This window comes from Thiomonas sp., assembly GCF_054608695.1.
On the sequence record NZ_JBTRXV010000042.1, the window covers coordinates 1 to 26,973 of the forward strand.

General features: G+C 67.7%; 25 protein-coding genes and 2 pseudogenes. 4 read left to right on the plus strand and 23 right to left on the minus strand.

Annotation, left to right across the window (positions count from 1 at the left end; translation table 11 throughout):
- Nucleotides 1-167: 167 nt before the first annotated feature.
- The 18 genes from ACYCUK_RS13835 to ACYCUK_RS13920 all read right to left on the minus strand — a co-directional run bounded on the left by ACYCUK_RS13835 (nucleotide 168) and on the right by ACYCUK_RS13920 (nucleotide 21,273).
- Nucleotides 168-1,127, minus strand: a complete 960-nt coding sequence (locus ACYCUK_RS13835) for an ABC transporter ATP-binding protein (protein WP_461595301.1) — start codon at nucleotides 1,125-1,127, stop codon at nucleotides 168-170.
- A gap of 4 nt (nucleotides 1,128-1,131) precedes the next feature.
- Nucleotides 1,132-1,980 carry a nitrate ABC transporter permease gene (ntrB, locus tag ACYCUK_RS13840; protein WP_461595302.1) on the minus strand — a complete coding sequence of 283 codons (849 nt, stop codon included), beginning with the start codon at nucleotides 1,978-1,980 and terminating at the stop codon, nucleotides 1,132-1,134.
- Nucleotides 1,981-1,990: 10 nt separating this feature from the next.
- Complete coding sequence (locus tag ACYCUK_RS13845; protein WP_461595303.1) at nucleotides 1,991-3,376, minus strand: CmpA/NrtA family ABC transporter substrate-binding protein; 1,386 nt, start codon at nucleotides 3,374-3,376, stop codon at nucleotides 1,991-1,993.
- 111 nt (nucleotides 3,377-3,487) lie between these two features.
- Nucleotides 3,488-3,706, minus strand: a complete 219-nt coding sequence (locus ACYCUK_RS13850) for a rubredoxin (protein ID WP_461595304.1) — start codon at nucleotides 3,704-3,706, stop codon at nucleotides 3,488-3,490.
- Between the two features lie 73 nt (nucleotides 3,707-3,779).
- A complete protein-coding gene (locus ACYCUK_RS13855) occupies nucleotides 3,780-4,649 on the minus strand; it encodes a sulfurtransferase (protein WP_461595305.1) in 870 nt (289 codons plus the stop codon).
- A 113-nt stretch (nucleotides 4,650-4,762) separates the two neighbouring features.
- Nucleotides 4,763-5,968: an acyl-CoA dehydrogenase family protein gene (locus tag ACYCUK_RS13860; protein WP_461595306.1), complete on the minus strand. Its 1,206-nt coding sequence runs from the start codon at nucleotides 5,966-5,968 to the stop codon at nucleotides 4,763-4,765.
- A gap of 76 nt (nucleotides 5,969-6,044) precedes the next feature.
- Nucleotides 6,045-6,599 (minus strand): OsmC family protein, encoded by a 555-nt coding sequence (locus ACYCUK_RS13865; RefSeq protein ID WP_461595307.1) that lies wholly within the window; start codon nucleotides 6,597-6,599, stop codon nucleotides 6,045-6,047.
- Between the two features lie 160 nt (nucleotides 6,600-6,759).
- The gene (locus ACYCUK_RS13870) at nucleotides 6,760-8,475 is read right to left on the minus strand and encodes a sigma-54-dependent Fis family transcriptional regulator (RefSeq protein ID WP_461595308.1); all 1,716 of its coding nucleotides are present in this window, start codon (nucleotides 8,473-8,475) and stop codon (nucleotides 6,760-6,762) included.
- A gap of 17 nt (nucleotides 8,476-8,492) precedes the next feature.
- A complete protein-coding gene (gene cobA / locus ACYCUK_RS13875; protein ID WP_461595309.1) occupies nucleotides 8,493-9,341 on the minus strand; it encodes a uroporphyrinogen-III C-methyltransferase in 849 nt (282 codons plus the stop codon).
- 16 nt (nucleotides 9,342-9,357) lie between these two features.
- Nucleotides 9,358-10,623 carry a DNA-binding protein YbiB gene (gene ybiB, locus ACYCUK_RS13880; protein WP_461595310.1) on the minus strand — a complete coding sequence of 422 codons (1,266 nt, stop codon included), beginning with the start codon at nucleotides 10,621-10,623 and terminating at the stop codon, nucleotides 9,358-9,360.
- 22 nt (nucleotides 10,624-10,645) lie between these two features.
- On the minus strand, nucleotides 10,646-13,501 hold the full coding sequence (locus ACYCUK_RS13885; protein ID WP_461595311.1) for a nitrate reductase: 2,856 nt from the start codon (nucleotides 13,499-13,501) through the stop codon (nucleotides 10,646-10,648).
- Nucleotides 13,502-13,634: 133 nt separating this feature from the next.
- Nucleotides 13,635-14,066, minus strand: a complete 432-nt coding sequence (gene nirD, locus ACYCUK_RS13890; protein WP_461595312.1) for a nitrite reductase small subunit NirD — start codon at nucleotides 14,064-14,066, stop codon at nucleotides 13,635-13,637.
- Complete coding sequence (gene nirB / locus ACYCUK_RS13895) at nucleotides 14,063-16,528, minus strand: nitrite reductase large subunit NirB (protein ID WP_461595313.1); 2,466 nt, start codon at nucleotides 16,526-16,528, stop codon at nucleotides 14,063-14,065. Before nirB ends, nirD begins: the two co-directional genes overlap by 4 nt.
- A complete protein-coding gene (locus tag ACYCUK_RS13900) occupies nucleotides 16,525-16,959 on the minus strand; it encodes a globin family protein (RefSeq protein WP_461595314.1) in 435 nt (144 codons plus the stop codon). Before ACYCUK_RS13900 ends, nirB begins: the two co-directional genes overlap by 4 nt.
- Before the next feature lie 37 nt (nucleotides 16,960-16,996).
- Nucleotides 16,997-17,875 carry an ABC transporter ATP-binding protein gene (locus ACYCUK_RS13905; protein ID WP_461595315.1) on the minus strand — a complete coding sequence of 293 codons (879 nt, stop codon included), beginning with the start codon at nucleotides 17,873-17,875 and terminating at the stop codon, nucleotides 16,997-16,999.
- Between the two features lie 31 nt (nucleotides 17,876-17,906).
- Nucleotides 17,907-18,869, minus strand: coding sequence for a nitrate ABC transporter permease (ntrB, locus tag ACYCUK_RS13910; RefSeq protein ID WP_461595316.1), 963 nt, complete (start codon nucleotides 18,867-18,869; stop codon nucleotides 17,907-17,909).
- Nucleotides 18,870-18,950: 81 nt separating this feature from the next.
- The gene (locus ACYCUK_RS13915; protein WP_461595317.1) at nucleotides 18,951-20,237 is read right to left on the minus strand and encodes a CmpA/NrtA family ABC transporter substrate-binding protein; all 1,287 of its coding nucleotides are present in this window, start codon (nucleotides 20,235-20,237) and stop codon (nucleotides 18,951-18,953) included.
- A gap of 376 nt (nucleotides 20,238-20,613) precedes the next feature.
- Complete coding sequence (locus ACYCUK_RS13920; RefSeq protein ID WP_461595318.1) at nucleotides 20,614-21,273, minus strand: ANTAR domain-containing response regulator; 660 nt, start codon at nucleotides 21,271-21,273, stop codon at nucleotides 20,614-20,616.
- Nucleotides 21,274-21,560: 287 nt separating this feature from the next.
- Between ACYCUK_RS13920 and ACYCUK_RS13925 the strand changes: the two genes are divergently transcribed.
- Both ACYCUK_RS13925 and ACYCUK_RS13930 read left to right on the plus strand, forming a co-directional pair.
- Nucleotides 21,561-21,791 (plus strand): GntR family transcriptional regulator, encoded by a 231-nt coding sequence (locus tag ACYCUK_RS13925; RefSeq protein WP_461595319.1) that lies wholly within the window; start codon nucleotides 21,561-21,563, stop codon nucleotides 21,789-21,791.
- A pseudogene (locus tag ACYCUK_RS13930) lies at nucleotides 21,695-21,937 on the plus strand (amino acid ABC transporter ATP-binding protein); the annotation flags it as partial. The gene ACYCUK_RS13925 and the pseudogene ACYCUK_RS13930, both read left to right, overlap by 97 nt.
- Here ACYCUK_RS13930 and ACYCUK_RS13935 read toward each other — a convergent pair.
- From ACYCUK_RS13935 to ureE, 4 genes and pseudogenes are all read right to left on the minus strand, one after another.
- Nucleotides 21,910-22,290: a sirohydrochlorin chelatase gene (locus ACYCUK_RS13935; RefSeq protein WP_461595320.1), complete on the minus strand. Its 381-nt coding sequence runs from the start codon at nucleotides 22,288-22,290 to the stop codon at nucleotides 21,910-21,912. The pseudogene ACYCUK_RS13930 and the gene ACYCUK_RS13935 sit on opposite strands and share 28 nt — an antisense overlap.
- A 62-nt stretch (nucleotides 22,291-22,352) precedes the next feature.
- Complete coding sequence (ureG, locus tag ACYCUK_RS13940; protein ID WP_461595321.1) at nucleotides 22,353-23,039, minus strand: urease accessory protein UreG; 687 nt, start codon at nucleotides 23,037-23,039, stop codon at nucleotides 22,353-22,355.
- Nucleotides 23,036-23,695, minus strand: a complete 660-nt coding sequence (locus tag ACYCUK_RS13945) for an urease accessory protein UreF (protein WP_461595333.1) — start codon at nucleotides 23,693-23,695, stop codon at nucleotides 23,036-23,038. Before ACYCUK_RS13945 ends, ureG begins: the two co-directional genes overlap by 4 nt.
- Before the next feature lie 232 nt (nucleotides 23,696-23,927).
- Nucleotides 23,928-24,452 (minus strand): annotated as a pseudogene (ureE, locus tag ACYCUK_RS13950) (urease accessory protein UreE); the annotation flags it as partial.
- Between the two features lie 93 nt (nucleotides 24,453-24,545).
- On the opposite strand from ureE, the gene ACYCUK_RS13955 reads away from it, so the two are divergent.
- Together ACYCUK_RS13955 and ACYCUK_RS13960 are read left to right on the plus strand one after the other, a co-directional pair.
- Complete coding sequence (locus tag ACYCUK_RS13955; protein ID WP_461595322.1) at nucleotides 24,546-24,770, plus strand: AbrB/MazE/SpoVT family DNA-binding domain-containing protein; 225 nt, start codon at nucleotides 24,546-24,548, stop codon at nucleotides 24,768-24,770.
- Nucleotides 24,767-25,150: a type II toxin-antitoxin system death-on-curing family toxin gene (locus ACYCUK_RS13960; RefSeq protein WP_461595323.1), complete on the plus strand. Its 384-nt coding sequence runs from the start codon at nucleotides 24,767-24,769 to the stop codon at nucleotides 25,148-25,150. The genes ACYCUK_RS13955 and ACYCUK_RS13960 overlap by 4 nt, the downstream gene beginning before the upstream one ends.
- A gap of 17 nt (nucleotides 25,151-25,167) precedes the next feature.
- Here ACYCUK_RS13960 and ureC read toward each other — a convergent pair whose 3' ends face one another.
- Complete coding sequence (gene ureC, locus ACYCUK_RS13965) at nucleotides 25,168-26,910, minus strand: urease subunit alpha (RefSeq protein WP_461595324.1); 1,743 nt, start codon at nucleotides 26,908-26,910, stop codon at nucleotides 25,168-25,170.
- Between the last annotated feature and the right edge of the window lie 63 nt (nucleotides 26,911-26,973).

Genomic DNA, 26,973 nt, shown 5'->3' on the forward strand with positions numbered 1-26,973 from the left:
TCCATCCGGAGACCCGCCCGCCATCACAGCGGCCAGGTTTCTTCCGTACAGCTTCGCGTTCATCTCCGTGCTCCTGTCTCTATCCCCGTAGGGAGGAAGGCATCCATCACATCTCCTGAATGGGTTGCTTGGATGGGTGATCGTAAGGTGTGGCGAGGATGCAAGGCTCATGCCACGCGTGCTTTTGAAGCGGGCGCCGGCGACACCAGATGCAGCGCGGCCGCGGGCATGGGAAGGTCAGCAAGCGGGGCGGCATCGGCGCCCGGTTCGCAGACCCCGTCGAGCCCCGGGCTGAGCAGCGGCACCTGGCGCGGGTCGTAGCCCGGCAGCGACTGCGGCGGCGTCTTGGCGCGGTGCATGAGGAAGTCCACCAGATGGTTGCGGATGCGGTAGTACTGCGGGTCGTGGTGCAGGGTTTCGCGGCTGCGGCTGCGCGGCATGGTGATGGCCACCATCTCGGCAATCTTGGCATGCGGGCCGTTGCTCATGAGCAGGATGCGGTCGGCCAGCAGGATGGCTTCGTCCACGTCATGCGTGATCATGAACACGGTTTGCTGCGTGGCGCGCACGATGGCCAGCAGCTCGTCCTGGATGGTGCCGCGCGTGAGTGCGTCCAGCGCGCCGAAGGGCTCGTCGAGCAGCAGCATCTTGGGGCTGATGGCGAAGGCGCGGGCAATGCCCACGCGCTGCTTCATGCCGCCCGAGAGTTGATGCGGCTTCTTCTCGGCGGCTGCGGCCAGGCCCACCATGTCGAGGAACTTCAGGCTGTGCAGCCGCACCTGCTCGCGGTTCCACTGCGGCCAGCGCGAAGCCACGGCGAACGCCACATTGCCCAGCACCGTGCGCCAGGGCATGAGGGCGTGGCTCTGGAACACCACGCCGCGGTCGAGCGAGGGGCCGCTCACCTCGCGGCCATCCATGAACACCGCGCCGCTGCTGGCTTGCTCCAGCCCGGCGAGCACGTTGAGGATGGTGGTCTTGCCGCAACCGGAATGGCCGATGATGGCGACGAACTCGCCGCGCGCCATGCTGAAGTGCACGTCGTCGAACACCGCGGGGCCAGGCTTGCCGCGGGCATCGGGGTACTGCTTCGCCAGGGCTTCGACGCGCAGGAAGGCTGGGGTCATGGCATCACTCCGCATAGGTCACGAGGCGCTGCAGGCGCGCGAACAGCAGGTCCAGCAGCATGCCCACCAGGCCGATGAGGACGATGGCGAACACCACGCTGGACAGGGCGAGGTTGTTCCACTCGTTCCACACGAAATAGCCGATGCCGGTGCCGCCCACCAGCATTTCGGCCGCCACGATCACCAGCCAGGCGATGCCCATGGAAATGCGCATGCCGGTGAGGATGGTGGGCGCCGCTGCCGGCAGCACCACCTGGAACGCGCGCCGCATGCCGCCGACCTCCAGCGTGTGCGCCACGTTCAGCCAGTCGCGCCGCACCGAGGCCACGCCGAAGGCGGTGTTCACCAGCATGGGCCAGATGGAGCAGATGAAAATGACGAACACACCCGAGACATTGGCGTTCTTCAGGGTGTAGAGGGCGATGGGCATCCATGCCAGCGGCGAGATGGGTTTGAGCACCTGGATGAAGGGGTTGAGCGCCCGATGCAGCAGCGGCACCATGCCGATGACAAAGCCCAGCGGCAGCGCCACCAGCACCGCCAGGCCGAAGCCCGCCGCCACCCGCGCCAGCGAATACGCCAGTTGCAGGCCGATGCCCCTGTCGTTCGGGCCGTGGTCGTAGAACGGGTCGCGCAGTTCCTTCACGAACGTGGCGCCCACTTGCGCCGGCGTCGGAAAGCCGTCGGACTTCACCGCGCCCTGGCCCATCAGCGCGGCGTATTGGGCGCTCACCCCTGCAGGCAGGTTCGATGCCTTGGGCAGGGTGGCGAGTTGCCAGACGCCGAGCAAGGCGGCGAACAGCAGCAGGCTGAGCAAGGCCGCCTTCAAGCCGGTGTGCGGGGTGGCGCTCATGGCTGCGCTCCTAGGCCGTGTGCCGAATGGGGAAGCTGTTCACATAAGCGGTGGCCTTGGCGGGGTCGAAGGTCTTGCCCATGACCACATAGCTGCGCATGTCGGTGGCGGGCGGATTCATGCCGAGCTGCTGCATGTGCTTGCGCGCATCGGTCAGCAGGTAGACCTGTTCGGCGATGCCCTTGTAATTCACCGCCCCCTTCACATAGCCCCAGCGCTGCATCTGCGTCAGGATCCACATCGCCATGGAGTACCAGGGGAAAGGCTGGAAATCCACACGGTCGGGCACCGTGCGCACATTCCCGAGCCCATCGGCGAAGGTGCCGGTGAGCGCCTGCTGCACCACGATCTCGGGCTGGTTCAGGTATTTGGCGGGGGCGATGGCCTTGGCGATCAGCGGGCGGTTCTTGTGCTCGTGCGCCATGGCGCTGGCTTTGAGGATCGCGCGGTACAAGGCGGCGAAGGTGTTGGGGTTCTGCTGGATGAACTTGGTTGGCACGCTGAACGAGCAGCAGGGGTGGCCGTTCCATATCTCCATCGACAGCAGATGGATGAAGCCGACCTCGTCGTACACCGCGCGCTGGTTGATCGGGTCGGGGCCGAGGAAGCCGTCGATGTTCCCGGCGCGCAGATTCGCCACCATGTCGGGCGGCGGCACGACCCGCAGCTGCACGTCGCGGTCCGGGTCCAGGCCGGCCTGCGCCAGGTAGTAGCGCAGCAGCATGTTGTGGATGGAGTAGTCGAAGGGGATGGCGAACTTGAAGCCCTTCCAGTTCTTCGGGTCGCGGTTGGTCTTGTGCTTGAGCGCCAGCACGATGGCCTGACCATTGATGTTCTGGATGGTCATCACGTTCACCGGCATGGCGTTCGAGCCAACCCCCATGGAGATGGCGATGGGCATGGGCGCCAGCATGTGGCTGGCGTCGTATTCGCCATTGATGACCTTGTCGCGAATCAGGGCCCAGCCGGCCGTTTTCATCAGCTGCACGTTCAAGCCTTCCTTGGCGTAGAAGCCCAGCGGATCGGCCATGATCAGCGGCGTGGCGCAGGTGATGGGGATGAAGCCGACCTTCAGGTCCTTCTTCTCCAGCGCCCCGTTGGTTTCCTGCGCCATGGCTTCCAGCGCGCCGAAGGGCACCAGCTGCGACAGCGCGGCCAGCGCCGTGTTGCGCCCCACCGCGCGCAGGAAGCGGCGGCGCTCGCCGTCGTTCGGAAAGATGGCGCGCATCACCGCGGTTTCGATGGCGCGGCGGCTCAACTGCTGCGCATCGGTGGCATCGATCTGGCCATCGGCATCACCATCGGCGTCGTGCGCGGCTTGCGTGGCATGGCGGCCGCAGCAGCAGCAACCACCGAGCCGGACATAGGGGTTGAAGGGGTCGTCGTGAACGCTCATGGCCGGGTCTTTGGAGTCGGATGTGGGTGGGTACGTCGGGTCGTGATGCTGGCGTTACGTTGTGTTGCAAGTTGCGTGCCAAGGCGTGCAGGCTTGGTGGCTGGCAGCCGTTCAAAACACCAGCGGCTCGAAATCGGCCTTGGTCACGCCGCAGTCGGGGCAGTACCAGTCGTCGGCAATGTCCCCGAAACGCGTGCCGGGTGGAATGCCGTCCTCGGGCAGCCCCACGGCCGGGTCGTAGACCAGGCCGCAGACCATGCAGACCCATTGCTGCTCGGCGGTGTGGGGCGATGCGGCCTCGGCCACAGTGGGAGTCCGTTCGAGATTCATGGTCGGCAGATGCAGGGGTGATGGGACGGGATCGGCACGGGGCTGAAGCAAGCCCCGGCCGATCCGGCAAGTTTCACGCGGCGGCGGCCATTTCGGGCATGCCGGTCTCGATCGGCAGGGACGGATCGCGCGCCCATTCGTTCCACGAGCCGAAGTACATCTTCACCTTCTTCACCCCCGCCTGCTGCAGCGCCAGGTAGGTGTTGGAGGCGCGCGCGCCCTTGAAGCAGTAGAGGTAGACGGTGGACTGCGGCGTGATGCCCACCGTGGCGCATTCGGCCAGAATTTCCTCCGGCTCCTTGAACATCTGGCCCTGCGGCGTGGGCTTCATCATGCGGTACCACTCCAGCCAGCGCGCACCGGGAATGCGGCCCTTGCGCGGGCAGTAGTCCTTGCCATAGGGCGAGGAGCTGGTGCCGACCCACTCGTCCACATCGCGCACGTCGAGAATGACGATGGAGGGGTCGTCGAGCGCGGCCAGCATCTGGTGTTTGTCGATCATCACCGCAGCCGCGCTGGTCTTCAGCGGGAAGGCCGCCGCCTTGGGTGTGGGGGCGTCCAGGCTCACCGGCATGCCCGCTGCGACCCATGCCGCATAACCGCCATGCAGCACCTTCACCTTGGGGTAGCCGAGGTAGGTGAGCAGGAAATAGCCGCGGCAGGACTGGCCGAAGCCGCTGTTCATCGACTCCTCGTACAACACCGCCGTCTCCGCCCCCGAGAGCCCGGCGGCGCCGAATTCGTCGGCGAAGCGCTGCTGCAGTTCCTGACGGCCTTCCGGCGTGGAGGTGGCCAGGTAGGTGAAGATGTCGCGCAGGTTCACCGCGCCCGGCAGATGGCCCTTGGCGTAAGCCTCGGGGTCGCGGGTGTCAATGATGGCCATGGGCTCGGTCTGCATCGCGGTGCTCAGATCGGCGGGGGAAATCAGAATGCGCTCGCTCATGATGGACTCCTGGGTTGACTCTGGACGGGAGGGAAATGACATGCCGTTGATGGAATGGGGCATGCCGTGGGACGGGTGCGCTGTTTGGCCTTTGCGGGTGGAGGGCCGCAAGTTCAGGCCGCACACACAGCCTGGCCGGATTCCAGCCGGGCGATTTCGCGCCGCAGATGCTTGGTCGCGGGCGTGACGATGGCGACGAAATACGCCTCGCGCACCCGGCGCTGGGCCGGGCTTTTCTGCAGATATCCCTTGGCGCCCAGGTGCAGCAGCGCGCTTTGCGCCGCGCGCAACGCCAGTTCGCCACCGGCCAGGCGCAGCTTCAGGATGTCGAGCACGATGTCGGCCAGCGGGTTGGCTTGCAGCGCCTGCGCCGCAGCGGTGGTGCCGGCGCGCAGGGCCGCGAGCTCGGCGGCGAGTTCATCCTCCTGGTCGTCGAGGTGGCGGTTCACATGGGCGTGGGTGCGGTTGGACTGGTGCATCAGATCCACGCAGGCTTGCGCCAGGCCCAGGCACATGCCCATCTGGCCGAGGATCATGCCCGGCTTGATGCGCCGCACATAGGCCTTGGACTGACCCGGATGCGACAGCACCATGGCGTCGGGCACGAAGGTGTTCTTGAAGTGGCAGGCCAGGGTGCGCGTGCCGTCGATGGCCATGAAGTGCGCGCAATCCACCAGCTTGAAACCGGGCGCGTTGCAGTCCACCAGCAGGAAGGCCAGGCCGTCGTCGCCGGGGCCGGCGCCCTCCACCGGGCAGCCGGTGGTGAACACATGGTCCGGCCCGAGGTTGGACACCCAGGGCAGCACGCCGTTCACCAGATAGCCACCGTCGATGCGCTTGGCCGAGAGGCGGAATTCCTCCACCGCGTCGCACGACTTCACGGTGTTCGACAAGCCGGTGCCCGCCAGCAGTTCGCCGCTGGCGATGCGCGGCAGCAGCGTGCGCTTGAGCTCGGTGTTGTCGCTCATGGCGATGTAGCGGGCGCAGGCGGTTTGGCACCACGTCAGAAAGCCGGTGGACAGGCAGGTTTGCGACACCAGGGCCATGACCTCGATCACATGCGGCAGCCCCAAGCCGTTGCCGCCGGACTCGGAAGGCACGGCGCCGCGAAAGCCGCCCGCCGCGCCCAGGGCGTGCAGGAAGTCTTCCGGGTAGACGGCGTCCAGATCGATGGCCAGGACCTGCGGCCCCAGCACCTGGGTCACGAGCTGCCGCAAGGGGCCCAGTCCATCATCCAACTGGGGCTCCGGCGCTTGCCCGGTCGGGGGCATCAGCGGCATGGCGGCAGCCAGGGGGCGTGCCAGGGTCAGGGTGGTCATGGGCAAGATCTCCTGGAGGCGAGGCTCGAGCGCTGCGGCGTCGCGTGGGAAGGGGTGCTGGTATCGGGTTGCGGCGTCAGGCCGCCGTCACGGCCACGTTCACCGGGTTGCGCAAGGTGTTGGCCACCGGCGACCAGTGGTCCGCGCTGGCGATGATGGCGTCGAGCACCTCGCGCGGCGCATCGCCCTCGGCGGTGATCTTCACGCGAATGTCGGTGAAGCCCAGCTTCTTCGCCGGGTCCAGGTCGCCCACCCCCCACACCGCGGTGACGTTGATGTCTCCTTCGATCTCCAGCTCCAGCTTGGACAGGGCCACGCCGCGCGCCGTGGCGTTGGCGTGCACGCCCACCGAGAGGCAGGCGCCGAGCGCGGCCAGCGTGGCCTCGGACGGATTGGGCGCGGTGTCTTCGCCCAGCAGGTGCGGCGGCTCGTCGATGACGTAGGCCGGCAGATTGCGGATGTAGGTGAGGTTGCGGAACTGGCCCTCGCACACCGTCTTCGCCTTGAGGGTGACGATGTTCTTCGGGTTGGCCTTGCCCTTGGTGGCCAGTTGGCCCAGGCCATCCTTGTCGATGGGGCGCAGCAGGTCGGGATAGAGGCAGGTGACTTTCTGCGTGGCGGTCTGGCTCATGAAGCGTTCTCCTGGTGTGTGTTTGTGGGCTTGCGTGATGCGGGTGCCGTTTGCGGCACACATCACATACGCACTATCTGTGCCAGGAGAGAACTGCTTTTAAATCATGGGTTTACGCATTCAGTGCCAAAGGCCGGGCTTTCCATTTGTCAACATTGTGTTAACGCTTTGTCGAGGCGCCGGCGTTGCCGAAGCGGGCCAGGCGGTAGTTGAGCTGGCGCAGGGTCAGGCCCAGCAGCCGTGCCGCTTGCGACTTGTTGCCGCCGGTGCGCCGGATGGCATCAAAGATGGTTTCGCGCTCGCTTTCCATCACCGCGTGGTAGGGGCGGATGCTGGAGGTGGGGTCGTGGTTCGCGTTGGGGTTGGCAGTGGCGGCGGTCCAGGTTTGCGGCATGTCGGCGGCCTGCCGCGCAGCGCGGGCTGGCGTTGGCTCCAGCATCTGGCCCTGCACTTCGCTGATGAGGGCGGCATCGACCAGCGCCTCGTCCGCGAGGCCCGCCTCGCACAGCACGACGATGCGCTCCAGCACGTTGTAGAGCTGGCGGATATTGCCCGGCCAGGGGTAGGCCGCCAGGCTGTTCATGCCGGCCGGCGCCAGCCGCACGCTGCGCTGGTGGCGCTCGTTGAGCTGGAACAGGAAATGCCGGATCAGGTGGCGCATGTCGTCGGGCCGCTCGCGCAGCGCCGGCAGCTGGATGGGCACCACGTTCAGCCGGTAGTACAGATCCTCGCGAAAGCGCCGCGCGGCCATCAGCCCCTGCAGGTCCTGGTGCGTGGCGGCGACGATGCGCACGTCCACCGCAATCTCACGCTGCCCGCCCAGGCGCTCGATCACCCGTTCCTGCAGCACGCGCAGCAGCTTGACCTGCATCGCCAGCGGCAGGTCGCCAATCTCGTCGAGGAACAGCGTGCCGCGGTGCGCCTGCTCGAAGCGTCCGGTGCGGGCGCTGGTCGCGCCGGTGTAGGCGCCCTTCTCGTGGCCGAACAGCTCGGCCTCGAACAGGGTGTCGGGAATGGCGGCGCAGTTCACCCGCACGAAGGGGCCGTCGCGGCGCGCGCTCTGCTGGTGAATGGCGCGGGCGAACAGCTCCTTGCCCGTGCCCGACTCGCCCAGCAGCAGCACCGTGGCGTCGGTCGCGGCGGCCTGCTCCAGCTTGCGCACCGCGCGCAGCAGGCTGGGCGCCTGGCCGACGATGCCGTAGGCCGCCACGTTCGTCGCGCGGCTCTCCAGCGCCAGCTTGAGTTCGGTGTTCTCGGCTTCCAGGCGCGCGGTGCGTTCGCCCACCAGCCGGTTCAGGCGCAGCACCTGGCCGATGAGGGTGGCGATGGAATCGAGCACCGCCAGGTCTTCCGCCAGCGAGCGCTGGCGCCGGCGCAGCCGGTGCACCGCCAGCACCCCTGCGGGCCGGCCCTCGCCGGGAATGGGCAGGGCGATGTAGGACACGGTTTCCTGCGGCAGGCGCTCGCGCGGCACGGCGCGCGCCAGGTACAGCGGCTCGGTGTCGATGTCCTGCACGATGGCCGCCTCGCCACGCAACATCACCCGGCCGCTGATGCCCTCGCCCGGGGCGTAGCGCCCACGCGCAATCTCCTCCGCGCGCAGCCCGTAGGCGCAGGCGATGGCCAGCGTGCCGTCGGCCTGCGGCAGCAGCACGCGGCCGCGGTTCAGGCCCAGCAGCTCGGACATGAGGTGCAGCATTTCGCGCAGCACCGGCATCGGTTCCAGGCTGTTGCCCAGGCGCCGCGTGACTTCGCGGAACAGCAGCTTCTCGGCCGAGTCCAGCCGCTCCAGCCCCATGCGCAGGAAGGCTGCGGCCGGCGCCTTCGCAGGCGGCTCGGGCGTGAGATCGGGTCCTGCTGTCGCGGCCACATTCATCGGGGCTTGTGCTCGGATCAGGCTGCCTGGCTTGCGGGGCAAAGCCCGGGCTGCAAGCTGGACCAGGACCAGGACGGAGCATCGGCCTGCGTCTGTATTTCCGCCTGCATCTGCGCCTCGGTGACCTCGCCGATGATCATCACGCAGGGGCTTGCCAGGCCGCTGGCGGCGAGGCTCTCGGCCAGCCAGCCCAGGCGGGTGCGCAGACGACGCTCGTCCGGGTTGCTGGCGGACTGCACCAGCAGTGCCGGGGTCGACGCCGGCAGGCCGCCGTCGAGCAAAGCCTGCTGGATGGCTGCGGCGGTGGACACACCCATATAGACCACCAGGGTCAGTCCGCTGCGCGCCAGCGCGGCCCAGTCCACACCGTTGCCGGCCGCGGTGTGGCCGGTGACGAAGGCCACGCCGCGGGCGTGGTCGCGGTGGGTGAGCGAGACCGCGGACGCCGCCGCCGCGGCAACGCCGGCGGTGATGCCGGGCACCACCTCGACCGCAATGCCGGCGACGCGCAGCGCGGCGATTTCTTCGCCGGCGCGGCCGAACAGCAGCGGGTCGCCGCCCTTGAGGCGCACCACGCGCTCGCCGCGCAGCGCTTCGGCCACCATCAGGCGCTCGATGAAGGCTTGCGGCGTGCTGGCGCAGCCGCCACGCTTGCCCACATGCACGACGCGGCAGGAGGGTGGCAGATGCTGCAGGCAGCCTTCGTTGACCAGATCGTCCACCAGCGCGACGCTGGCTTGCTGCAGCACGCGCACCGCCTTGAGGGTGAGCAGCTCCGGGTCGCCAGGGCCGGCGCCGACGAGGTGGACGGTGGGTGCCGTGTGGGTCGATGGACGGGTTGATGCGGCAGCTGGTGCATGGGGCATGGCAGGGCTCCGGGAATCAGGCATGCAGGAGGGATTCGGCAGCGAAAAAGCCGGCGTGACCGGCTTCGGTTCGAGCGGCGGTGGGCTGCGATTCCCCGGCGCCGGCAAGCGTGCTGCTGATGCCGAGTATGGGCGCGGGGCGGGCCTCTGGCCCATCGCCGCTCTCGCCGCCCGAGCCGCCAGCCTGTGCCGCGCGCAAAGCTGCGGCAATGCTGTCGGCCTGGCGTGCCAGGGGCGTCGGCACGGGCTTGCGGCCGGCGCGCACATCGGCAATCCAGCCCAGGGTGGCGGCCAGGTCGGTGCCGCAGGGCGGCAGGGCGACTTCGGCTTGCGTCGCCTCCGTGGCCAGCTCCGTGTGCAGGCCGCCGGCGGCGTCGATGTGCAGCAGCTCGCCCGCACGGCTCGGGTGGGCCACGGCCTCGCCTTCGCAGCCGCGCATCAGCAGCGCGGGCTGGCCCAGGCGCTGCAGCACGTCGCGCATCAGCACCGCGTATTCCGGGTGGGTGTAGCTGGCCAGCAGCAGGCTCGGGCCGGCGACAGGGGCCAGCAACTTCACCACGCTGTGGCCAGCGTTGCGCACGCCCAGCACGCTGCGCCATTGCAGCAGCGCGGCCAGTTGCGGACTGATGCGGCCGAGGTCGAGATAGACCGCTTCGCCCGCGTCCAGCAACGCTTGCGCCTGCATGCTGCTCCCCGCGAGATGCAGGCCGAGCGCGGCCCAGATGCGCGCCGTATGCAGCCGGCCGTCGCTCTGCTCGGTGCCCAGCACCAGCACCGGAATGCCGCGCTGGCGCAGCAACAGGGCCAGCAGCGGCACCTGGTTGGGCAGGCGCCGCGCGCCGTTGACGCTGGGCAGCACCACCACGGGCCGCCCCGGTGTGATGGCCGGCAGCGAGGCGCGCACGGCGCGGGTGAAGCCTTCGAGTTCTTCGGCGCTCTCGCCCTTCATGCGCAGCGCCAGCAGCACGCCGCCCATTTGCGCGTCCGACAGTTCACGCCGCAGCAACCAGCCCATCAAGGTCCGCGCCTGCTCCACGCTCAGGCCACGGCTGCCATGCGCGCCACGGCCGATGGTGCGCAGCATGGGCACGACTTCGGGGTTGAAGTGGTCTTCGTCGCCTGCGGCAAAGTCTTCGGGCGGCGCCTCGGCGTTGGCCTGCGGCGGCGAGCGTCGTGGCGCAACGCTCCCCTCCCCAACCCTCGCCACGGGTGGGGAGGGGGTTTGCGCGCCTCCCCCACCGAGCGGGGGCGGCAGGGAGGGGGAGCTTGCGAGGGTGGACATGGTGCACTCCTTCAAATTCCATTCAAGCCGCGACGGCTGCATGCTCGCGCACGATGCGGCGCAGCTCGGGCAGGCAGGAGCCGCAGTTGGTGCCGCACTTCAATTGCTGCTGCAGCGTGGCGAGCACGGTGTCGGCGTCGCCGTCCAGCGTGGGCAGCACGGCGTCGATCTGGCTTTGCCACACGTCGAAGCAGTTGCACACCTGGTGGCCGGGGCTGGGCAGATGGCTCGGCGCCTTGGTCGAGGGCAGCAGCAACCAGCGGCCATAGGGCTTGGCGCTGGCCTCGCTCTGCAGCAGTTCGCGCAGCCAGCCTTGCGCCACCACGCTGTCGGCCGGGCCGGACAGCAGCGCGGCATCGATGCGCTCGCCAATCAGCCGCACGGAGCGGAGCACGCTGCGGCCGGGGTCGGCGTAGTGCAGGGCCGCGCTGCCCTGCACGCCGAAATGGGCTTCGATGCGCGCCAGCAGTTCGGCGGGTGGCGCACCGCGCGCGGCGGCGCGCAGCAGCAGGCCGGTGCGCTCGCGGCCGAAGGGCACGCACATCACGAACGGCAGCGCGGCCAGTTCGCGCATCAGTTCGCGACGCAGCGCGTGCGCGCTCGTCTCGGGCATCCAGCCGAAGGCGGCGAGGTGCCAGGTGAGGTTGGCGGCCTCCACCCGCACCGCGCTGTGCTTGAGCTCGGGCTGGAAGGAATAGGGGTCGATCGCGGGCAGGGTGAGGCCGTTGACGCCCAGGCGCGCCACGCCCTCGGCATTGCGCCCGGCGAGGAATTCCGCGCCCCAGTGCATGGCGATGAAGGCCTGGCCGGGGCGTACCGTGTCGGTGGCGCGGGCGGGCACGATGATGTCGCCGCGACGCGAGGCCACGCGCAGCAATTCGCCATCGCTCAGACCGCGCCGGGCGAGGTCGCTGGGGTGGAGGTCGATGCAGGGTTCGGGCGCGTGGTTGAACAGCCGCGGCACCGAGCCGGTGCGGCTCATGCCATGCCATTGGTCGCGCAGCCGCCCGGTGGTGAGGGCCACCGGATAGCGTGCGTCGCAAGGCTCGGCCACGGGCTTGAAGGCCTGGGCGAAAAAGCGCGCGCGGCCGTCGGGCGTGGGGAAGACGCCGTCCTCGTACAGCCGCGTCTTGCCGCTACCGGCACCAGCCGGGTAAGGCCATTGCTGCGGGCCGTCGCGCTCCAGCAGAGCCCACGACAGACCGGTGATGTCGAGGTCGCGCCCACGCGTGGATTCGCGGTGCTCGTTCCACACCGCCTCGGGCGTGGGGTAGGGGAAGAGGGTGAGCCTGCCGTTCAGTCGTTGCGGAAGAAGCGACTCAAGCCGGTGGGCGAAGTCCACCGCGATGGCCCAGTCGTCGCGCGCCTCGCCGGGCGCGGGCGTGGCGGCGCGCACGCGGCTGATGCGGCGCTCGGAGTTCGTCACCGTGCCTTCCTTCTCGCCCCAGGTGGTGGCGGGCAGCAGCACGTCGGCGTAGGGCACGGTTGCAGCAGTGGTGTACGCCTCCTGCACCACGACGAGTTCGGCGGCCTCCAACGCGCGGCGCACCAGCGCCTGGTCGGGCAGCGATTGCGCCGGGTTGGTGCAGGCAATCCACAGCGCTTTCACCGTGCCGTCGGCCACGGCCTGGAACAGTTCGATGGCGGTCTTGCCGCGCTCGGCGGGCACGTCGGCCACGCCCCAGAGCCTGGCGACTTCGGCGCGGTGCCCGGGGTTGGACAAATCGCGATGCGCGCTGAGCAGATTGGCCATGCCGCCCACCTCGCGCCCGCCCATGGCATTGGGCTGGCCGGTGAGCGAGAATGGCCCCGCGCCCGCCTTGCCGACCTGGCCGCAGGCCAGGTGCAGATTGATCAGCCCGGCGTTCTTCGCCGTGCCGCTGCTGGACTGGTTCAGGCCCTGGCAATACATGGAGAGCGTGGGCTGACGCCTGGCCACATCGGCGCCCAGGCCGCCCAGCGCGAACCAGCGTGCGGCAGTGACGATGTCCTGCGCCGCAAGCCCGCACAGATTGGCCGCGACAGCAGGGCTCAAGTCGCGCACCAGCTCGCGCAGCGCGGCATAACCGCTGGTATGGGCGGCGATGAAAGCGGGGTCCACCAGGTCTTCCCACACCATCACATGCAGCATGGCGTGGAACAGCGCCACGTCGGTTCCCGGCAGGAGTTGCAGATGCAGATCGGCGAGTTCGGCGGTTTCGGTGCGGCGCGGGTCGATGACGACGATGCGCAGCTCCGGCCGCCTCGCCTTGGCCTGCTCGATGCGGCGGAAGGCAATGGGGTGCGACCAGGCGGCGTTGCTGCCCGCGAGAACCAGACATGCGGCGTGGTCGATGTCGTCGTAGCTGCAAGGCGGTGCGTCCGCGCCGAGAGTCGCCTTGTAGCCCGCCACCGCGCTGCTCATGCAGACGCGTGAATTGGTGTCGACGTTATTCGTGCCGATCAGCCCCTTGGCCAGCTTGTTGAAGACGTAATAATCCTCGGTCAGCATCTGGCCGGAGATGTAGAAGCCCACGCTGTCGGGGCCATGCTCGGCAATGATGGCGGCGAAGCGCCGCGCCACATGGTCCAGCGCGTGGCCCCAGCGCACCGCCTGGCGCGGCGCGGCGCGGCGCGTGCGCAACTCGGGCCGCAGGGCGCGAATTTGCGGCAGCAATTCCGGCTTGGCGCTCAGATACAGCGCGCCGCCCTTGGTGCAGAGCTTGCCGAAATTGGCCGGATGATCGGGGTCGCCCCGCACCCCGGTGATGCGCCCGCCCTCGCTCTGGATGAGCACGCCACAGCCCACGCCGCAATAGGGGCAGGTCGAGCGTGTCTCGCGCACGGCGCCATCGGGCGCGATGGCGATGGAACCGGCGGGCAGGTCGGCGGCGTTCATCTTGGGCCTGCTGTTGAGGTGCGCGCAAGCTCCCCACCCCGGCCCTCCCCACGCGTGGGGAGGGAGTGCATGCTCCTCCCCCACCACGTGGGGGAGGTCGGGATGGGGAGGCTGCGCATCGCGGATCGGGTTTTCATGCCGCGCTCCCGCAGGCCGCGCCGTGGCAAGTTGACGCGGCCATTGCGGCAATCGGGGCGTGCAACTGGTCGCTGCGCAAATAGATCTGCTCGCCCTCCACCTTCACGGCGAAGGCGGGGGTGCAGCCGTCGTCCGGAGCCTGGGCGCGGCCATCACCCAGCCGGATGGTCCAGTTGTGCAGCGGGCAGGCGACCGACTCGCCGAAGACGATGCCTTGCGACAGCGGGCCGCCCTTGTGCGGGCAGCGGTCGAGCAGGGCGTAGATGCGGTCGCTCTCGGCGCGGAACAGGGCGATGTCCACGCCGTCGGGGCGGCGCACGCGGCGCGCGCCGAGGGCGGGGATGTCGGCCAGAGTGCAGACTTGGGTCCAGGCCGCATCGGCGTGGGCGGCGCTTGCCAGATCGGCAGCGAAGTCGGCAGCGCTCATGCCGGTTCTCCTTGCGCCGCGTTGGCGGCGATCGGCACGATGGGAATGAACTGCCGCGTGTCCACCTGGGCGCGGTCGATCTCGAACCACGGGTCGGGCTCGCCTTGCAGGGCGAACTGCAGGCGCTCCCACAGCGCCTCGCGGCCAGCGGCGTCGTCGAGCACGCGCTGCTTCACATAGTCCAGCCCGACGCGGGCGATGAAATGCACGGTGCGCTCCAGATACCAGCCCTCTTCGCGGTAGAGCTGGATGAAGGCGCCGGTGTACTCCAGCACCTCCTCCTGGGTCTTGAGCTTGACGAGGAATTGCGCCACTTCGGTCTTGATGCCGCCGTTGCCGCCGACATACATCTCCCAGCCGGAATCGACACCGATGATGCCCACGTCCTTGATGCCCGATTCGGCGCAGTTGCGCGGGCAGCCGCTGACGGCGAACTTCACCTTGTGCGGCGCGTACATGCGCCAGGTGGCGCGTTCCAGCAGCTTGCCCAGCGCCGTGCTGTCTTGCGTGCCGAAGCGGCACCATTCGCTGCCGACGCAGGTCTTCACCGTGCGCAGCGCCTTGGCGTAAGCGTGGCCGCTGGGCATGCCGATGTCGCGCCAGACGTCCTGCAGGTCTTCCTTCTTCACGCCCAGCAGGTCGATGCGCTGGCCGCCGGTCACCTTCACCGTGGGGATCTTGTACTTGTCCACGGCGTCGGCAATGCGGCGCAACTCCGAGGCCGAGGTCTCGCCGCCCCACATGCGCGGGATCACCGAATAGGTGCCGTTTTTCTGGATGTTGGCGTGGCTGCGCTCGTTGATGAAGCGGCTTTGCGGGTCGTCCTTGGCCTCGTGCGGCCAGGTGGCGATGAGGTAGTAATTCACCGCCGGGCGGCAGCTCGAACAACCGTTGGGCGTGCGCCAGCCCATCGTGGCGTAGACGTCGGCAATGGTCAGCAGATGCTGTTCGCGAATGGCGTCGCGCACTTCCTGGTGGCTGGCGTCGGTGCAGCCGCACATGGCCTTCTTTTTCGGTGCCGAGCTGTAGTCGCCGCCGGCGGTGAACATCAGCAACTGTTCCACCAGGCCGGTGCACGAGCCGCAACTGGCGCTGGCCTTGGTGTGCTTGCGCACCTCTTCCAGGGTGAACAGGCCTTTCTCCTTGATGGCCTTGCAGATGCTGCCCTTGTTCACGCCGTTGCAGCCGCAGACTTCGTCGCCATCGGCCATCAGTTGCGCCTTGCTCTGGCCCTGGTGGCCGGCGTCGCCCAGGTGGCTTTCGCCGAACATCAGCTTGTCGCGAATGTCGTGCACCTTGCGGCCTTCGCGCAGCAGCTTGAAGTACCAGGAGCCGTCCACCGTGTCGCCATAGAGGCAGGCGCCGATCAGCTTGTCGCCTTGAATCACCAGGCGCTTGTACACGCCGGAAAACGGATCGGACAGGACGATGTCTTCGCAGCCCTCGCCGCCCATGAAGTTGCCCGCCGAGAACAGGTCGATGCCCGTGACCTTGAGCTTGGTGCTGGTCTGGCTGCCGGTGTAGCGGCCAATGCCGAACTGCGCCAGATGGTTGGCCGCCACCTTGCCCTGCTCGAACAGCGGCGCCACCAGACCGTAGGCAATGCCGCGATGCGCGGCGCATTCGCCCAGGGCGTAGATGCGCGGATCGGTGATGGTCTGCAGCGTGTCGCTGACGACGATGCCGCGGTTGCAATAGATGCCGGCCTTCTCCGCCAGCGCGGTGTTGGGGCGTATGCCAGCGGCCATCACCACCAGGTCGGCGGCAATCTCGCTGCCGTCTTTGAACTGCACGGCGCGCACGCGGCCTGTGTCGTCGCCGAGCAAGGATTGTGTCTGCGCGCCAATCAGAAACTTCAGCCCGCGATCCTCCAGCGATTTTTGCAGCAGCTTGCCCGCCACATCGTCGAGCTGGCGCTCCATCAGCCACGGCATGATGTGCACCACGGTCACGTCCATGCCGCGCAGCATCAGGCCGTTGGCCGCTTCCAGCCCCAGCAGGCCGCCGCCGATGACCACCGCGTGCTTGTGCACCTTGGCGGTCTCGATCATGGTTTCGGTGTCCTTGATGTCGCGGTAGGCGATCACGCCACCCAGCTCCTTGCCCGGCACCGGCAGGATGAAGGGCAGCGAGCCGGTGGCCAGCAGCAGGCGGTCGTAGGGGGCCTCGAGGCCATCGTCCGTGCGAACGAGGCGCTTGACGCGGTCGATCTCCACCACGGTCTTGCCGGTGTGCAGGGTGATGCCGTTGTCGGCGTACCAGGACAGCGGGTTGAGGATGATCTGCTCGATGGTCTGCTCGCCGGCGAGCACCGGCGACAGCAGGATGCGGTTGTAGTTGGGATGCGGCTCGGCGCCGAACACCGTGATGTCGTACAGATCCGGGGCGAGCTTGAGCAGCTCCTCCAGCGCGCGCACGCCGGCCATGCCGTTGCCCACGAGGACGAGCTTGAGCTTGTTCATGCGCGCTGCTCCTGCGTCGCGGGGTAGGCCGGGGCGATCATCACGCCCGACAATAGCCCGTAGGCATCGGCCCAGGCCTGCTTCACTGCGGGGGTGAAGTCCGTGCCCAGGCCCTGGCCTAGGGCATGCAGCAGGGCGCTGCCCACGCATGCGTAATGTTCCGGCCGCACGCCGTAGTCGACATGCCGCTTGGCCATGCTCTGCGCGGCCGGCACGATGCTGTCCAGATCCGTCAGCCCGTTGACCACGGTGTTCAGCATGGCCATCAGCTTGCGGCCCTGCTCGACCATGTCGCCCTTGAACATCGGCTTGACCTGGGGTGCGATCTCGAACAGGCGCGCATAGAACAGTGCGGCAGCCTGGTCGGCAATGGGCCTGACCTTGGCGAAGCTGGATTGCACCAGCTGGATTTGCTCGGCGGTGATGCTCATGGTTGAACTCCTTGAAGTGGGGTCGTGCTCGGGGCGGTCAGGCCACCTTGGCCTGCGGATGCGCCTGGCGCTTGTAGAGAAACTCCATCACCTGGGCGCGCAGGTGGGCGTAGTGCGGGTCTTCGCTCAGGGCCAGGCGTTCGCGCGGGCGCGGCAGATCGACGGTGAGGATTTCGCCGATGGTGGCTGCCGGGCCGTTGGTCAGCATGACGATGCGGTCGGACAGCAGCACGGCTTCGTCCACGTCGTGCGTCACCATCACCACGGTGGCGCCGCTGGCGGCGACGATGCCTTGCAATTCGTCCTGCAGCTTGGCGCGGGTGAGGGCGTCGAGCGCGCCGAAGGGCTCGTCCATCAGCAGCACCTTGGGCTCCATCGCCAGCGCCCGGGCGATGCCGACGCGCTGCTTCATGCCACCGGAAATTTCATGCGGGTGCTTGTGCGCGGCGTGCGGCAGGCCCACCAGTTCCAGCGCGGCCTGGGTGCGGGCTTTCAACTGCGCCTTGGTCTCTGAGCGCCCCCAGGGGCGGCGCGCCGCCCTGCCCCCCGCAGGGGGCGAGGAAACTTGGGGCGGCCCGGCGTTTCCTCGCGCGCCGCCGAACACGCGCTCGACGCCGAGGTGGATGTTGCTGAAGCAGGTGAGCCAGGGCAGCAGCGAGTGGTTCTGGAACACCACGGCGCGGTCGGGTCCGGGCGCGTGGATTTCGCGGCCATCGCAAACCATCACCCCGGCGCTGGGCAGCGTGAGCCCGGCGATGAGATTGAGCAGGGTGCTCTTGCCGCAGCCGGAATGGCCGATGAGGCTGATGAACTCGCCACGGGCGATGTCCAGGTTGATGCCTTGCAGGGCGTGGAAGGGGCCGCGTGCGCTGTCGAACACCATCTCGACTTGTTGGACGGCGATGAAACGTTCCATGGTGGATGCCTCGTGGGAGAGATGGGGACTTTCAGCGCGCTTCGTCGTAGCTGAAGCGCCGCGCCAGCAGCATCAGCGCGCCTTCGAGCACCATGCCGGTGACGCCGATGACCAGGATGGCGATGATGATGTGGGCGAGGTTGAGGTTGTTCCACTCGTTCCACAGCCAGAAGCCGATGCCGGTGCCGCCGGTGAGCATTTCAGCGGCGACGATCACCAGCCAGGCGGTGCCGACCGACAACCGCACGCCGGTCATCATGTAGGGCATGACCGAGGGCAGCAAGATCTTGGTGAACACCTTCCAGGTGGAGAGGTCGAGCACCCGCGCCACGTTCAAATAATCTTGCGGAATGCGCTGCACGCCGATGGCGGTGTTGATCATCATCGGCCAGATGGAGCAGATGAAAATGGTGTAGATGGCTGCCGCCGGGGCGTTGCTGAACACGTACAGGCCGATGGGCAGCCAGGCCAGCGGCGACACCGGGCGCAGCAGGCTGATGATGGGCGAGAGCATGCGATTGAGAAAGCGCATGCGGCCAATGGCGAAGCCCAGCGGAATACCCACCAGGGCTGCCAGGCCGAAGCCATAGGCCACGCGCTGCAGCGAGGCCAACAGGTTCCAGCCGATGCCCACATCGTTCGGCCCGTTGTTGTAAAAGGGATGGGCGAACACCTTTTGCGCCGACTTCCAGGTGACGAGCGGCGAGGGGAATTGCGCGCTGTGCTCGGCGGCCAGTTCCCACACCAGCAGCAGCAGCGCCAGGCCGGCCAGCGGCGCCACCAGCGCCAGCACGATCCGGCGGTTGCGCGCGCGCTTGCGGTCGTCCGCGCTCATCGGGCGGATGGCGAACTTGCTGCTGCTCGAAGTTGCCGTGGCAGCCGAGGTGGGTTCGGCATGCGCCGCGGTCTGCGCGGTTTGAGCGTCGAGCGCGATGCTCTCGGTCGGCGGCTCGGGGTTGAATCCGGCGGCGCCGGACAGGACTGCGGTGTTCATGCTGGACTCCTGCTTCATCGTCATGCGTTGCGTTTCAGGCGGGGCGCCGGGCGGTTGCGATGCCGCGCGGCGCCCGGGACGTCAAGTGGCCATGTCGTTGATCTTGAAACTGCGGGCATAGGCCTTCGGGTCTTTGCCGTCCCAGGTCACGCCGTCGATCAGCCTGGAGGTGCGCAGGGTGCTGGCAGGCACCGGCACCTTGAGTTCGGCGGCCACGTCCTTGTAAAGATCGACCCGGTTCACCGCCTTGGCCACGGCGAGGTAGTCGGGGTCGGTCTTGATCAGGCCCCAGCGGCGGAACTGGGTCAGGAACCACATGCCGTCCGACAGCCAGGGAAAGTTGACCTGCCCGTCTTCATAGAAGGTCATCGGGTGCTTGTCGTCCCAGCTTTTGCCCAGGCCGTTGGTGTAATGGCCGAGGATGCGCGGCAGGATGGTTTCCACCTGCGTGTTCACATAGCCCGGTGCGGCGATGATTTCGGCCATCTTGGTGCGGTTGGCATCCGAGGCGTCGATCCAGCGGCAGGCTTCCAGCACCGCGGCCATCACCGCCTTGGTGGTGTTGGGGTACTTCTGCACGAACTCGTCGGTGGTGCCCAGCACTTTCTCGGGGTGATCCATCCAAATCTCCTGGCTGGTCACGGCGGTAAAGCCGATCTTCTGCTCGATGGCCACCGCGTTCCACGGCTCGCCGACGCAAAAGCCGTCCATGCTGCCCACGCGCATGTTCGCCACCATCTGCGGCGGCGGCACGGTAATCACCTTGTCGTCTTTCAGCGGGTTGACGCCGTAGGTCGCCAGCCAGTAATACAGCCACATGGCGTGGGTGCTGGTGGGAAAGGTCTGGGCAAAGGTGTAGGTGCGCTTCTTTTCGGCGATGGCCTTGGCCAGCGTCGGGCCGGTGGTGATGCCTTCCTTGGCCAGCGCATCGGCCAGGGTGATGGCCTGGCCATTGCGGTTCAGGCCCATCAGAATGGCCATGTCCTTCTTCGGCCCGCCCACGCCGAGTTGCACGCCATAGGGCAGGCCATAGAGCACATGCGCCATCTGAATGCCGCCGGTGACGAGGTTGTCGCGCACGGCAGCCCACGAGGCCTGCTTGCTCGGGATGATCTTCACCCCGTACTTCTTGTCGAAACCCAGCACCGCCGCCATCACGATGGGGGCGCAGTCGGTCAGGGGGATGAAGCCGATCTTGACTTCTTCCATTTCGGGCTTGCCGAAGCCGGTTCCTGCCGCGCGCGCCTGGGACTGCAGCCCGGGCAACAGGCTGGCGACTGCAACTGCAGCCCCGGACTTCATGATGGCGCGACGGGCGGGCTGGGCCGGAGCATCGGTCTTGGGTGTGGCGTCTTCGGGTTTGCGCATGAAAGGTCCTGTGATGGGTCGGGTCGAGAGGAGCGGTTGAGTCGGGCGGTCGAGCATGACGGTCGAAAAAAAAAGCCCTCAAGCGCAGCCACAACCGTGGTGCTCTCGAGGGCATCGTTGCCAAAACCGGAGGGGGGAGACACCGGCAACCGGAGGTCCCTGCATAAGCCGCCATTGGCCTACGTCTGGTTACACGCAATAGCCGTGCCAGGCCGTCAGACCGCCGGCTTCAGAGGGAAGGGTCGAATCTGCCCAGCTTTTGCGGCGGTCGTTTGTGGTGCGCCGCACTGTGCGAGTGCGCCGACGCAGGCGAGGATGCTCGCATCTGGTGCCAACTCCTGGGGGTATCGGCAACCGCTGCCTGCGTGCGCCGCGTTCAGATCAACCCGACCGTGTCCAGAATGCGCTGCGCCACCTCGGCGAGCTTCAGCCCTTTCTCCATCGCCAGTTTGCGCATGCGGCCGAAGGCTTCCTCCTCGCTGCAACCCTGGCGCTGCATCACGATGCCCTTGGCGCGCTCCACCAGCTTGCGCTCGGAGAGTTGAAGCCGTGCCTCGATGAGTTCGGCGCGCAGCCCCTGCTCGCGCTCGAAGCGCGCCAGCGCCACTTCGATCACCGGCTTCACGCGGCTGGGCTTGAGCCCGTCGACGATATACGCGGTGACTCCGGCGGCAATGGCGAGCTGGGCGGTCCCGGTGTCGTCGTCGTCGGTGAACAGCACGATGGGCCGGGGCGTGTCGCGCGAGGCCAGCACCACATGCTCCAGCAAGTCGCGCACGCCGGATTCGGCATCGACGATGACCAGGTCCGGCGCGGCGGCGGCGATGCGCTCGTCCAGGTCGGGCGAGGCCGGCAGCACCGCCACCACCTCGTAGCCCGCATCCTGCAGTCCATGCACCAGCACGGCACAACGCTGCGCCTGGCGCTGGTGGTCGGCATCGTCCTCCCCCAGCGCGGGGTCGGGCGAAATGACGGCAACCTTCAGGGTGCGCTGCAGGATGTGGCGAGCAGAGATTGGGGGGCGAGAGCGGGCCATGGCACGGCTCACGCGAGCAAATTCCATGCCCTGCCGCTGTCGGGCACATCGGTGGACAGTCTGGAGTTTGCTCGCCTCGGAGCGCGCAGAAATCGGTTTCTTTCATCGCCGGACCTCAAGACCCTGGCACTGCGATGGATGGGTGTTTGAGGTGCGCAATGCACCGAAAAGTTGCGCAGGCGAGGGGCCGGTGGCATCCAGCGGCTCAATGTGCACAACGATTGAACACAAGGATCGTATACAAATTGACATGAGACTTGCATGTCATTGGCGCGGAAAGCCAAGCCATGATTTCTCCCGCCGACATCTCCGACCGCATCATCGCCGCCATCCTGGCGCAGCGCTTGCAGCCGGGCGCCCGGCTCGTGGAGACGCAGCTGGCCGCGCTGTTCGCGGTCAGTCGCACCCAGGTCCGCGAGTCGCTGCATCGCTTTGCGACGAAATCACGTCGGCACTCGACCCCGAACTCGTCGGCGAGGTCTTGCGCGTGGTCGAGGTGCTGGCCAACGAGGGCATGACCCTTCTGATGATGGCGCACGAGATGAGCTTTGCCCGCAAGGTGTCTGACCGCATGGCCTTGATGCGCGCGGGCTGCATTCATGAAATGGGGCCGCCCGAGCAGTTGTTCGCCACGCCTCAGCCCTGCGCGCAACGCAGCGCGTAGGCCGCCAGCGCGGCGACGATGTCCGGGCTGTCGCCAGCCGCAGCCGCAACGCGCACCGTGAGCTGGGGGTGCCGCAGTTGGGCATCGCGCACCGCTTGCGGAATGTCGCGCTGCAAATGACCGCCTGCGCCGAGGAACAGCGGCACGAGATGCAGTTGCGTGCAGCCCGCCGCGCCCGCCTCGAGCAGCGCCTGCGCCAAGGATGGCTGCATGGATTCGAGATAGGCCAGCTCAACCCGCAACTCAGGCCGGCTGGCGCGCACGGCGGCGAGCACAGCCTCGAAAGGCCGCGCCCATTCCGGCTGACGCGAGCCGTGGGCGAGAAGCAGCAGGCGGGGTGTCGTGGTGTTCATGTGCGATGGGTTGGGCGGGGGATGGGGCGCAGCGCCAAGGCTGTTGCGTGGTTCGCGTTGCATCAGGCCACTTGCAACAGCCCCTTGGTTTCGATGAAGCGCACCACCGCGTCCAGCCCCTCCAGGGTTTTGAGATTGGTCATCACGAAAGGGCGCAGGCCGCTTGCGCCCGTGCGCATGCGCACGGTGTCGGCGCGCATCACGTCGAGGTTGGCGCCCACATGGGGGGCGAGATCGGTCTTGTTGATGACGAACAGGTCGCTCTTGGTGATGCCGGGGCCGCCCTTGCGCGGAATCTTTTCGCCGCCGGCCACGTCGATGACGTAGATGGTGAGGTCGCTCAGTTCCGGGCTGAAGGTGGCGGCGAGGTTGTCGCCGCCGGACTCGATGAACACGATGTCGGCGTCGGGGAACTGCTCCAGCATGCGGTCCACCGCTTCGAGGTTGATCGACGCGTCCTCGCGGATGGCGGTGTGCGGGCAGCCGCCCGTCTCCACCCCCATGATGCGCTCGGGCTCCAGGGCACCCGCCACGGTGAGCAGGCGCTGGTCCTCCTTGGTGTAGATGTCGTTGGTCACCACGACGAGGTCGTACTGGGCGCGCATGGCCTTGCACAGCATTTCGAGCAGGGTGGTCTTGCCCGAGCCCACCGGCCCGCCGATGCCCACGCGCAGCGGCGGCAGGCGCTTGCTGCGGCGGGCAATGTGGTGCAGGGGCGAGGTGGAGGGTGTGGGAGGTTGTGCGCTCATGATCGGAACAGGCGGGAGTATTGGATTTCGTGACGGCTGCTGAGAATGGCCAGCATGGGCGAGAAGCTCTGCCAGTGGTCCATGCGGTGCTGCAGGTTTCGTGCCTGCGCCACGGCGGCGGGGATGCCGGGCGTGAGCGCGGCCAGCAGCCGCTGCCCGCTGCTCTGGCCCAGGGGAACGGCGCGCATCGCCGCCTGCACCTGATTCTCCAGCCAGGAAAAGGCGAGCGCGTGGGCCATGTGATCGGTGTCCAGCCCCAGCGCGAGACCGCCCAGCGCAAAGGCCAGCGGCCAGGCGGGGGCGGGCGCGATTTGCGCCGCCAGCGCCAGGGCAGGGTGGTCGGGGCGCAGATGGCGCAACCATTCCAGCATCGAGCGGCCCATCTGCTGGCTTTGCTGGCGCAGCTCGGCGGTCTCGCGCGTGGTCAGCACCCAGGTCTGGATGGCTTGCAGCGCGGCGGAATCGGCGGCTTCCCACGCGGCATGGGCGGCGCAGGCTGCGGGAAGTTCGCTGCGCGCCAGCGTCAGTTGAAGCTGGCCGCGCAGCCATTGCAGGGCCTGGGCTTCGTTGGTGACCCAACCTGCGTCCACCGCTGCCTCCAGTCCTTCGGAATAGCTGAATCCGCCCACCGGCAAGGCGGGAGAGGACAGCCACATCGAGGACAGCAGGGGGGTGGGGTTGTGTGCTTCGGGCAGCGAAGTGTTGTGTTGCACGCGAAGCTCCCCCTCCCGACCTCCCCCACAGGGTGGGGAAGGAGAGGACGGCGCTGTGCGAGGAAGGGGTGGCTCGTTCCGGCCTTCGTGATGTGGTGGGGATGGGCCTTCGCCCCCTCCCCACGGGTGGGGAGGGTTGGGATGGGGAGCATCGCCCGCCACGCCGTCGCCCTCAATGCGCGTGGTCATGTCCATGCTCGTGTTCGTGGTCTTGCTCGTGCGCATGATCGTGATGCTGCCCGCCGCCCTCCCCATACGCCCCCGCCTCCGGCTCGAACGGAGCCAGCGCCTCGGTGACGATCAGGTGCATGCGCCGCAGCATGTCGGCCAGCACCGGGTCGGGTTCGAACTGCAGGCAATCGGCCTGAACTTCGAGCTGCACATGGCGGTTGCCCAGGTGGTAGGCGGCGCGGGGCAGATCCGTGGCGGTGCCGCGGGCCTGGCAGGCGCGCACCTGCAGCACGGCTTGCGGCGCGGCTTCCACGCGGATGAGCGTGCCGTCTTCGGCCACCAGCATGTCGCCCCCTCGCAGCACGGTGCCGCGTGGCAGGAACACGCCCAAGTGACGCCCAGCGCTGTCGTGGGCGTCGAAGCGGCTCTTGCTGCGCGTGTCCCAATCCAGGCTGATGCTTGCGGCACGCTGGACCAGCGCCGGAGCCAGGCCGCGCGCGGCGGGAAGGTGTTTGTTGACGGTGAGCATGGCAGGATTTGCGATGAGGCAAGACAAGGTGAGAGTCTGGGTTTAATATAACAACCGTTATAACTTGATCGCCACCCACACCGGGAGATTCTCATGGCCGCACTCAAACTCACCCAGATCGGCAATTCCGTTGGCGTCATTCTGCCCAAGGAAATCCTCGCCCGCCTCAAGCTGGAAAAAGGCGACATGGTGTTCGTCACCGAGGCGGCGAATGGCGTCACCCTCACGCCTTACGACCCTGCGCTCGACGAGCAACTGCAACTCGGCCGGGAATTCATGCGCGAGTACCGCGACACCTTCCACCAGCTCGCCAAATGATCTGGCGTTTCATCGACCGCCATGCGCTGCTGCTGTTGCATGATGAAAGTCTGGCCGAGCACGGCGGTGCCCCCGGCCTGCGCGATGAAGGCTTGTTCGACTCGGCCTTGGCCCGGCCTCTGAATCTGGTCGCCTATGGCGAACCAGACCTTGCCGCACTCGCCGCCGCCTATGGCGTGGGCCTGGCAAAAAATCATGCTTTTGTCGATGGCAACAAGCGCGCCGCGTTCCTCGCCGTGGGCTTGTTTCTGGCCTTGAACGGCCAGCGCCTCGTCACAACCCAAGCCGACGCCACGCTCATCATGCGCGCCGTCGCCTCCGGCGACCTGCCGGAAGACGACTTCGCGGCATGGATACGGGCGCATTCGATCGCACGCTGAACGCATCGAGCCATCCCTCAAAACAAAAAATACCGCTGCGCCATTGGCAGCACGGTGGCGGGTTCGCAGGTGAGGAGCTGGCCGTCGGCGCGGACTTCGTAGGTTTGGGCGTCCACCTGCATCTGCGGGGTGTAGGCGTTGTGGATGAGGTCGGCTTTTTTCACGCTGCGGCAGCCGCGCACGGCGGCGAGGGGCTTGTGCAGGCCGAAGCGTTGGCCGATGTCGTTCGCCAAGCCGGCTTGCGAGACGAAGGTGAGCGAGGTGGCGTGCCGCGCGCCGCCGAAGGCGCCGAACATGGGGCGGGTGTGCACGGGCTGCGGCGTGGGGATGGAGGCGTTGGCGTCGCCCATCAGCGCCGCGGCGATGAAGCCGCCCTTGAGGATGAGGCTGGGCTTGACGCCGAAGAAGGCGGGGCGCCACAGCACCAGGTCGGCCCATTTGCCGACTTCGATGGAGCCCACCTCATGCGCGATGCCATGCGCCAGCGCGGGGTTGATGGTGTATTTGGCGATGTAACGCTTGGCGCGGAAGTTGTCGTTGCGCGCATCGGCTTGCGCGCCCGTCATGCTTGCCGGTGGAGCCAGCCAGCCGCGCTGCACTTTCATCTTGTGCGCGGTCTGCCAGGTGCGCAGCGCCACTTCGCCGACGCGGCCCATGGCCTGGCTGTCGCTGGACATGATGCTGATGGCGCCGAGGTCGTGCAGCACGTCCTCGGCGGCGATGGTCTCGCGGCGGATGCGGCTCTCGGCGAAGGCCAGGTCCTCGGCGATGTTGGGGTCGAGGTGGTGGCACACCATCAGCATGTCGAGGTGCTCGTCGATGGTGTTGACGGTGAAGGGCCGCGTCGGGTTGGTGCTGGAGGGCAGCACATTGGCCTCGCCCAGCACCTTGAGGATGTCGGGCGCATGGCCGCCGCCGGCGCCTTCGGTGTGGAAGGTGTGGATGGTGCGGCCCTTGAAGGCGGCGATGGTGTCCTCGATGAAGCCCGACTCATTGAGCGTGTCGGTGTGGATCGCCACTTGCACGTCGGCCTCTTCGGCCACGCTCAAGGCACAGTCGATCGCCGCGGGCGTGGTGCCCCAGTCCTCGTGCAGCTTGAGGCCGATGGCGCCGGCGTCGATCTGCTCGCGCAGCGCGTCGGGACGGCTGGCGTTGCCCTTGCCGAGAAAACCCAGGTTCATCGGAAAGGCGTCGGCCGCCTGCAGCATGCGCGCAAGGTTCTCCGGCCCGGGCGTGCAGGTGGTGGCATTGGTGCCGGTGGCCGGGCCCGTGCCGCCGCCCAGCATGGTGGTGACGCCGGACATGAGGGCTTCCTCGATCTGCTGCGGGCAGATGAAGTGGATGTGGCTGTCGATGCCGCCGGCGGTGAGGATCATGCCTTCGCCAGCGAGGATCTCCGTGCCCGGGCCGATGATCATGTCCACCCCCGGCTGCACGTCCGGGTTGCCCGCCTTGCCGATGGCGGCGATGCGCTGGCCGCGGATGCCGACGTCCGCCTTGACGATGCCCCAGTGGTCGAGGATGAGCGCGTTGGTGATGACCAGGTCCATCGCGCCCTCGGCGCGGGTGCGCTGGCTTTGCGCCATGCCGTCGCGGATGGTCTTGCCGCCGCCGAACTTCACCTCCTCGCCATAGCCGCCGGCGCGCAGGGTGTGGTCGTCTTCCACTTCGATGAACAGCTCGGTATCGGCCAGCCGCACGCGGTCGCCCACGGTGGGGCCGAACATTTCGGCATAGGCGCGGCGGGAGAGGGTGGGCATGGGGTCGGACCTTCAGGGATTCAGGTTGTCAGTGTGTGCTCTTCCCCTCCTGGCCTCCCCCAC

Bases quoted from the DNA above. Each gene is read 5' to 3' on its own strand.
- ACYCUK_RS13835 (WP_461595301.1), bottom strand. From the start codon at position 1,127: ATGACCCCAGCCTTCCTGCGCGTCGAAGCCCTGGCGAAGCAGTACCCC.
- ntrB (WP_461595302.1), bottom strand. From the start codon at position 1,980: ATGAGCGCCACCCCGCACACCGGCTTGAAGGCGGCCTTGCTCAGCCTG.
- ACYCUK_RS13845 (WP_461595303.1), bottom strand. From the start codon at position 3,376: ATGAGCGTTCACGACGACCCCTTCAACCCCTATGTCCGGCTCGGTGGT.
- ACYCUK_RS13850 (WP_461595304.1), bottom strand. From the start codon at position 3,706: ATGAATCTCGAACGGACTCCCACTGTGGCCGAGGCCGCATCGCCCCAC.
- ACYCUK_RS13855 (WP_461595305.1), bottom strand. From the start codon at position 4,649: ATGAGCGAGCGCATTCTGATTTCCCCCGCCGATCTGAGCACCGCGATG.
- ACYCUK_RS13860 (WP_461595306.1), bottom strand. From the start codon at position 5,968: ATGACCACCCTGACCCTGGCACGCCCCCTGGCTGCCGCCATGCCGCTG.
- ACYCUK_RS13865 (WP_461595307.1), bottom strand. From the start codon at position 6,599: ATGAGCCAGACCGCCACGCAGAAAGTCACCTGCCTCTATCCCGACCTG.
- ACYCUK_RS13870 (WP_461595308.1), bottom strand. From the start codon at position 8,475: ATGAATGTGGCCGCGACAGCAGGACCCGATCTCACGCCCGAGCCGCCT.
- cobA (WP_461595309.1), bottom strand. From the start codon at position 9,341: ATGCCCCATGCACCAGCTGCCGCATCAACCCGTCCATCGACCCACACG.
- ybiB (WP_461595310.1), bottom strand. From the start codon at position 10,623: ATGTCCACCCTCGCAAGCTCCCCCTCCCTGCCGCCCCCGCTCGGTGGG.
- ACYCUK_RS13885 (WP_461595311.1), bottom strand. From the start codon at position 13,501: ATGAACGCCGCCGACCTGCCCGCCGGTTCCATCGCCATCGCGCCCGAT.
- nirD (WP_461595312.1), bottom strand. From the start codon at position 14,066: ATGAGCGCTGCCGACTTCGCTGCCGATCTGGCAAGCGCCGCCCACGCC.
- nirB (WP_461595313.1), bottom strand. From the start codon at position 16,528: ATGAACAAGCTCAAGCTCGTCCTCGTGGGCAACGGCATGGCCGGCGTG.
- ACYCUK_RS13900 (WP_461595314.1), bottom strand. From the start codon at position 16,959: ATGAGCATCACCGCCGAGCAAATCCAGCTGGTGCAATCCAGCTTCGCC.
- ACYCUK_RS13905 (WP_461595315.1), bottom strand. From the start codon at position 17,875: ATGGAACGTTTCATCGCCGTCCAACAAGTCGAGATGGTGTTCGACAGC.
- ntrB (WP_461595316.1), bottom strand. From the start codon at position 18,869: ATGAACACCGCAGTCCTGTCCGGCGCCGCCGGATTCAACCCCGAGCCG.
- ACYCUK_RS13915 (WP_461595317.1), bottom strand. From the start codon at position 20,237: ATGCGCAAACCCGAAGACGCCACACCCAAGACCGATGCTCCGGCCCAG.
- ACYCUK_RS13920 (WP_461595318.1), bottom strand. From the start codon at position 21,273: ATGGCCCGCTCTCGCCCCCCAATCTCTGCTCGCCACATCCTGCAGCGC.
- ACYCUK_RS13925 (WP_461595319.1), top strand. From the start codon at position 21,561: ATGATTTCTCCCGCCGACATCTCCGACCGCATCATCGCCGCCATCCTG.
- ACYCUK_RS13935 (WP_461595320.1), bottom strand. From the start codon at position 22,290: ATGAACACCACGACACCCCGCCTGCTGCTTCTCGCCCACGGCTCGCGT.
- ureG (WP_461595321.1), bottom strand. From the start codon at position 23,039: ATGAGCGCACAACCTCCCACACCCTCCACCTCGCCCCTGCACCACATT.
- ACYCUK_RS13945 (WP_461595333.1), bottom strand. From the start codon at position 23,695: ATGTGGCTGTCCTCTCCCGCCTTGCCGGTGGGCGGATTCAGCTATTCC.
- ACYCUK_RS13955 (WP_461595322.1), top strand. From the start codon at position 24,546: ATGGCCGCACTCAAACTCACCCAGATCGGCAATTCCGTTGGCGTCATT.
- ACYCUK_RS13960 (WP_461595323.1), top strand. From the start codon at position 24,767: ATGATCTGGCGTTTCATCGACCGCCATGCGCTGCTGCTGTTGCATGAT.
- ureC (WP_461595324.1), bottom strand. From the start codon at position 26,910: ATGCCCACCCTCTCCCGCCGCGCCTATGCCGAAATGTTCGGCCCCACC.